Here is a 6,652-nt window from a genome sequence, read left to right as displayed (position 1 = left end):
AGCCCTGACGACGAAGCTCTCCTCAAGGCCTTGCAAACACCCGCCGCAAGGCACTAAGGCGTTTGACCCAAGTCAGGAGAAGCCGAGCGCCCTCATCTGCGAGGGAGCTTCCACCCAGGTGTTGACCGCTCGGATCACGTTGCGGATTTGAATGTCATCGCGCGTCAAGACCTCTGAGAGCTCACCCAGGGCGTAGCTCCCGCCGTGCCATGCCACCGACGTCAAGTCCGTTCCGTCGTCGATACCGAGGTATTCAAACGGACACAGCAGCTGGTCGCTGATCGCTTCCCAGAGTCGAAGCTCAGTGGTGTAGACGCCACCGAACAAGTCCGCGACACTGCCGCCGTCGGTCCGCTCCGGAGTCGCAGTGAGGCCAATGAGTTCCCGGGGGTGGAAGTGGTTAATCACATCTCGCCAGGTCTGAGCGGTGCCATGGTGGGCTTCGTCGATGTACACCACGTCGTACGCGTCTGGGGTCATCCCGGGGAGTCGCTGATGGAGCGTTTGCACCATCGCAAAGACATGCGTGTCGCGGGTGGGCGACGAGCCGCCTGCAAGGATCCCTCCGAAGTTCGGGTCCTTGAGCGCGAAACGGAAGGTGCTTAGTGCTTGCTCGAGTATCTGTTTGCGGTGAGCGACGAAAAGGAGTCGTGGCCGGGGCTGACCCGCCACGCAGAGTCGCGCATAGTCGAGCGCCGCAATCACGGTCTTGCCTGTCCCGGTGGCCGCAACGACCAAGTGTCGATGTTCATCGAACGCTTCTCGCTGCAGGGCCAGTCGGTCGAGGACAACTTGTTGGTGCGGCTTGGCCCGAAGCGACGTCAGCGCGTACGCGGCAGCAAGATCAGCCTCGCTTTGGCTGATGGCCATAGATGCTCCGGCAATTCGCGCGCCACCACTGCCCTTCGCTTGAGCTAGAGCTGCCAGGAGACGCTCTCGCTGAGAGTCGTCGTACAACTCGTACTGCTCGTCGTGCCAATAGGAGTCGAAGGTCTGTCGGACCCGGTTGAGGACGTTCGGCGAGTCCGATTGAGAGAGACGTACGTTCCATTCGAGCCCAGTGAAGAACGCTGCGTCGGACATATTGGAGGAACCGACCATTGCGGTGTCGATCTCGTGGCCGCGCTCGAAGTACCAGGCCTTCGCATGGAGTTTCGTGGCGTGGCCCTGGTAGTTAATCCTGACCTCCGCGCCCATGCCCACGAGTTCGTCAATCGCCTTGGCGCTCGTAGCTCCCAAGTAGGTCGAGGTGATGACACGGAGTCTGCCGCCGCGCTCAACGACGCCTGCTAGGTGTTGGCGCAGAGCGCTTAATCCGGTGAAGCCCACGAAGGCGCAGATGAGGTCGACGTTGACTGCGCAATCCAACTCGCCCTGCAGCACGGTGCCGAAGCCAGGTTCACCGTTGCCGTTGACGAGCAGTTCACTCGCAGTCAATGGCACGTGAGGATGGGCCGGCAGCGTTCGTGCGAGACCCGTCTTAGGGAGGATGCCCTTGAGAACTCGAGGAGGATTGAGGACCTGGTCCTCAGCGAAGTCGCCGCCGAGGGCCGCCACGGCCTGATTGATGATCTCGACGGTCTGCAAGAGGCTGTCCGATGCCTTGGGAGCCCGCATGCGGCGCGCGACCGTTAAGAGGTGCTTCCCAAGGCGCTCGACCGCCTCAGCGTTTCCAAGCCCCTCGAGAACTACGCGATCGCCATACGCGGCCAGCGAGCGGTGGAGGTCCCGGGTGACAAGGGAATCCCTCAGGCCAGGCTCCTCTGCAACGCCGGACAATCGAATCTCCTATCAGTCGTGAGAGGTGCATCTGGCCCGTGGCGGGCTAGGGAGTTGTGCTGGCCCCGGTCAGGAGGCGAACAGCAGGAATGTCCGCCGGCGCCCATTCGACCTCGGCCAAGCGGTCGGGGGAGAGCCAGCGGACGTCCATGTGCTCAGTCAGCGTGGGCGAGCCGTCGAGCAGTCGACAGTGAAAGGTGGTGAGGGAGACGATCCCGAAGTCGTACTCATGCTCCGTGGTCGTGAGGGGCTCTCCCACCTCGATGACACAGCGCAACTCTTCGGCGATCTCGCGCTCCAATGCTTGGCGAGCGGTCTCTCCCGGCTCGATCTTGCCCCCAGGAAACTCCCACAGACCGGCCAAAGCGCCGCGGGTTCCGCGTTGAGCGCACAGCACCTTGTCCTCGGAGCGAATGACCGCGCCGACTACGTGGATGACCTTCTTCACGTCCCGCCTTCCGTTGTTGGGAGCTTAGGAGGAACCAGACGCACGCGGGGCAACTCTTACGATTCGACGGAGTCTCCCAGTCACCCTCCTGACCTGGGTCGAGCCGAAGCAGCACCTGCTGCCGCAGGACCTGGCGATCTGTCAGACGCGGTGAAGTCCGGACGTGCCGCGCGTCGCCACATAACCTCACCTCATGCCCCCGACCCCCGCCACCCACGTACCCCGCAGCCTCTGGACGTGGGCGGTCGTCCTCGGCCTCACCGGTCAGCTCGCGTGGACGGTCGAGAACATGTACCTCAACGTGTTCGTCCACGACACGATCACGGACTCGCCGACGGTCATCGCGGCCCTCGTCGCGTGCAGCGCGATCGCAGCCACGGTGGCGACGCTCCTCGCCGGCGCGTGGAGCGACCGCACAGGGAGGCGCAAGGAGTTCATCGCGGCTGGTTACGTGCTGTGGGGTGCGACCACCGCCGCGTTCGGGTTCGTCGGGATCGACGGGGCCAGCAGGCTCGCGCCCGCCGCTGACGCGGTCGTCGTCGCCGTCGTGGCGATCATCGTGCTCGACTGCGTGATGAGCGTCTTCGGCGCCACCGCCAACGACGCGGCGTTCAACGCGTGGGTCACTGACAACACCACCAGCGGCAACCGTGGCCGCGTCGACGGCGTGCTGGCGACCTTCCCGCTGCTCGCCATGCTGATCGTCTTCGGGGCCCTCGACCCGCTCACCCAGGACGGCCAGTGGCGCACCTTCTTCACGATCATCGGTGTGGCCACCGCGGTGGTGGGCGTCGTCGCCTGGGTGGGACTGCGGCAGGACGAGGCACCGCGTCCCTCGGGGACGTACCTCTCCCAGGTCGTCCACGGCCTGCGCCCCTCGACCGCCCGCGCCCACCCGCGCCTCTACCTCGCGCTCTCCGCGTGGGCGGTGCTCGGCGTCAGCACGCAGGTCTTCCTGCCCTTCCTCATCATCTACGTGCGGCGCTACCTCGACATCGAGGGTTACGCGATCGTCCTCGCCTCGGTGCTGCTCGGGGCGTCCGCGGTGAGCATCGTGGGCGGCCGCCTGCTCGACCGCGTCGGACCGGCTCGCGCCTTCCTGCCCGTGGTGGGCCTCTACGTGGTAGGCCTGCTGGCCATGTTCCCCGTCCGCGGGATGGTGCCGGTGATCCTCGCCGGCACCGTGATGATGAGCGGCTTCATGCTGGCGGTCGCCGCGATCTCCGCCACGGTCCGCAACCTCACCCCGCCCGAGCGCGCCGGCCAGGTGCAGGGCCTGCGGATGGTCTTCGCGATCATGCTGCCCATGGTGCTCGGGCCGTTCATCGGCGCCGCGGTCATCGCCGGCGCCGACGCGACGTACGTCGACCTCGGCGTCGTCAAGCAGGTGCCGACGCCGTGGATCTTCCCGGCCGCAGCCCTCGTCGCGATCTTGACGGTGGTGCCTGTCAGGCTGCTCGCACGCGCCACCCGCGCCGAGACCCAGCCGATCACCGAGGACGTGGAGGCCCTGCCGTGACGACCCTGACGACCCCGTGGGGTGACTCGCTCGACCCGACGGCCGTCCTGCCCGAGCACCCGCGCCCGCAGCTCGTGCGCGAGGCGTGGACGAGCCTCAACGGCCACTGGGACCACGCCTTCACGCCCGCCTCCCAGACCACTGCTCCCACGCGCTGGGACGGGCACATCCTCGTGCCCTTCCCGCCCGAGGCGCCGCTCTCCGGCGTCGGCCGCGTGCTCCAGCCCACCGAGGCGCTCTGGTACCGCCGCACCGTCACCGTGCCGCCCCAGCTCATCGACGACCGGCTCCTGCTCCACTTCGGTGCCGTCGACCAGGACTGCCAGGTCTGGGTGAACGGCCACCTCGCCGGGGAGCACCGCGGCGGAGTCCTGCCCTTCGTCCTGGACGTCACCGACGCGGCGGGCGGCCGTCTCGACCTCGAGATCGTCGTCCGGGTCCGCGACGTCACCGACACCTCCCACCGCAGCCGCGGCAAGCAGAAGCTCGAGCCCGGCGGCATCTGGTACACCCCCCACTCCGGCATCTGGCAGAGCGTCTGGCTCGAGGCGGTGCCCGCGGTCCACGTGCGCACGCTCCACATGACGCCCCGGCTCGACCATGCGACCGGCGACGTGGGCGTCGAGGTCACCGTGCTCGCCTCCCGCGACGACGTCTACCCGACCGCCGAGGTCGTCCTCAGCGCCGACGGCGACGAGCTCGTCCGCGCCGACGTCCCGGTCAACGAGCCGACACGCCTCGAGCTGCCCGGCGACGCCCGCCTGTGGAGCCCCGACGACCCGTTCCTCCACGACGTCACCGTCCAGCTCGGCCGTGACCGCGTCACCAGCTACGTCGGCCTGCGTTCCTTCGGCCTCGGACCGGACGCCCGGGGCCGCACCCGTCTGCTGCTCAACGGGCAGCCGTTCCTGCACGCCGGCCTGCTCGACCAGGGCTACTGGCCCGACGGCCTCGTCACGGCCCCCAGCGACGAGGCACTCGCCCACGACGTGCAGCTGGCCAAGGACCTCGGCTTCACGATGCTGCGCAAGCACATCAAGGTGGAGCCCCTGCGGTGGTACCACCACTGCGACCGCCTGGGCATGCTCGTCTGGCAGGACATGGTCAACGGCGGGCGCGCCTATCACCCGCTCGTCATCACCACGCCCGTCGCCTCCACCCGGCTGGCGCTCGACGACTCGCGCTACGCGCTCTTCGGCCGTCAGGACCCCGAGGGGCGTGCGGAGTTCCTCGCCGAGGTCGACGCATGCGTCGAGCTGCTGCGCTCCGTGCCGAGCGTCGCGGCGTGGGTGCCCTTCAACGAGGGCTGGGGCCAGTTCGACGCCGCCGAGGTGGCTGCGCGCGTCACCCGCCTCGACCCCACCCGCCCCGTCGACCACGCCAGCGGCTGGCACGACCAGGGCGCCGGCGACATGGTCAGTCGCCACGTCTACTTCCGGCCGTACGCCCTCAGCCGGCGCGACGCCGACGACCCGCGCGCCGCAGTGCTCAGCGAGTACGGCGGCTACTCCCACCGCGTCGACGGCCACACGTGGAGCGCCAAGGAGTTCGGCTACCGACGCATTCCCGACCGGGACACCTACGAGCGGGCCTTCCTGCGCCTGCAGCACGCGCAGGTGGGCCCCGCGGTCGACGAAGGCCTGGCCGCCTTCGTGCACACCCAGCTCAGCGACGTCGAGGAGGAGACCAACGGCCTCGTGACCTACGACCGCCGGGTGGTGAAGGTCGACATCCAGGCGGTCCGCACCTCCAACGAGCGGCTGCGGATGCGCTTCGACGCCGCCTGCGGCCAGCCCCGCCGCCCGATCGCCGTGGCCGAGCGCGAGCTCACCGCCCCGGTCTCCCTGACCCTGCCCGACGGCCGGCTCAACCCCGACGCCGTGGGTTGGTGCCGTACGCCCGTGGTCACCACCGACGGCATCGGTCGCGGACGCCTCGGCAAGGGCCGCAACAAGCGCTGGGAGTACTGGGCCGTCACGACCCCCACCCACGTGGTCGCGGTGGTCGTCTCGCACATCGACTACGCCGGGGTGAACAGCCTCTGGGTGCTCGACCGGACCACCGGGGAGACCGTCCTGCACGAGGCGACCACGCCGCTCGGTCGCGGAGTCACGGTGCCCGGCACCCTCGGCCGGGGTGCGACGCACCTGCGCACCAAGCTCCTCACCGTCGACATCGTCGAGACCGCGGGCGGGACCCACCTGCGGGCGCGCGGACCGCGCGTCGAGCTCGACGTGCAGGCCCAGCGCCCCGCCGGCCACGAGAGCCTCGGTGTCGTGGTGCCCTGGAGCGACACGCTCGTCCAGTACACGGTCAAGGACGTCGCCCGTCCCGCCTCGGGCACGGTCACCGTCGACGGCACCAGCCACGACGTGCCGGCGGGGGAGTCCTGGGCCACGCTCGACCACGGTCGCGGGCGGTGGCCCCACGACATCACCTGGAACTGGGGCGCGGGCGCCGGCAGGGTCGACGGCCGGGTGATCGGCATCCAGGTCGGTGGTCAGTGGACAGACGGCACCGGCAGCGTCGAGAACTCCGTGGTCGTCGACGGTCACCTCACCAAGATCAGCGAGGAGCTCGTCTGGACCTACGACCGCGACGACTGGATGAGGCCCTGGACGGTCACCGGCACCGACGTCGACCTGGTTCTCGAGCCCTTCCACCTCAAGGAGTCGCACCTCGACCTCAAGGCGCTCGCCAACCACACCCACCAGGTCTTCGGGCACTGGTCGGGTCGGGTGCGCGCCGAGACCGCCCGAGGTTCCGACCCCGGGTGGATCGAGGTGCGCGACCTCGTCGGATGGGCCGAGGACGTCCACAACCGGTGGTGAACCCGCTTCCCCTTTGTCGTCGGTCTACGGCAGGGTGGTGCTGACGGTGGGACAGGGGAGAGTGGAGGCACGGTG

At 68.7% G+C, this 6,652-nt stretch carries 4 protein-coding genes; 2 read left to right on the top strand and 2 right to left on the bottom strand.

Annotated elements, in window-relative coordinates; translation table 11 throughout:
- Nucleotides 1–72 precede the first annotated feature (72 nt).
- Both IEQ44_RS10290 and IEQ44_RS10285 read right to left on the bottom strand, forming a co-directional pair.
- Complete coding sequence (locus IEQ44_RS10290) at nt 73–1,779, bottom strand: DEAD/DEAH box helicase (RefSeq protein WP_193638360.1); 1,707 nt, start codon at nt 1,777–1,779, stop codon at nt 73–75.
- 46 nt (nt 1,780–1,825) lie between these two features.
- Entirely contained in the window at nt 1,826–2,227 is a 402-nt protein-coding gene (locus IEQ44_RS10285) for a (deoxy)nucleoside triphosphate pyrophosphohydrolase (protein WP_193638359.1), read from the bottom strand.
- A gap of 193 nt (nt 2,228–2,420) precedes the next feature.
- Here IEQ44_RS10285 and IEQ44_RS10280 point away from each other — a divergent pair, with 193 nt between their 5' ends.
- Both IEQ44_RS10280 and IEQ44_RS10275 read left to right on the top strand, forming a co-directional pair.
- A complete protein-coding gene (locus IEQ44_RS10280) occupies nt 2,421–3,746 on the top strand; it encodes an MFS transporter (RefSeq protein WP_193638358.1) in 1,326 nt (441 codons plus the stop codon).
- Nucleotides 3,743–6,577, top strand: a complete 2,835-nt coding sequence (locus IEQ44_RS10275; RefSeq protein ID WP_193638357.1) for a DUF2804 family protein — start codon at nt 3,743–3,745, stop codon at nt 6,575–6,577. The genes IEQ44_RS10280 and IEQ44_RS10275 overlap by 4 nt, the downstream gene beginning before the upstream one ends.
- The last annotated feature ends 75 nt before the right edge of the window (nt 6,578–6,652 follow it).

Source organism: Nocardioides malaquae (assembly GCF_015070385.1).
GTDB classification, from domain to species: Bacteria; Actinomycetota; Actinomycetes; order Propionibacteriales; family Nocardioidaceae; genus Nocardioides; species Nocardioides malaquae.
Note: the sequence above shows the minus strand (reverse complement) of the source record. Positions and strands in the feature narration are given on the sequence as shown.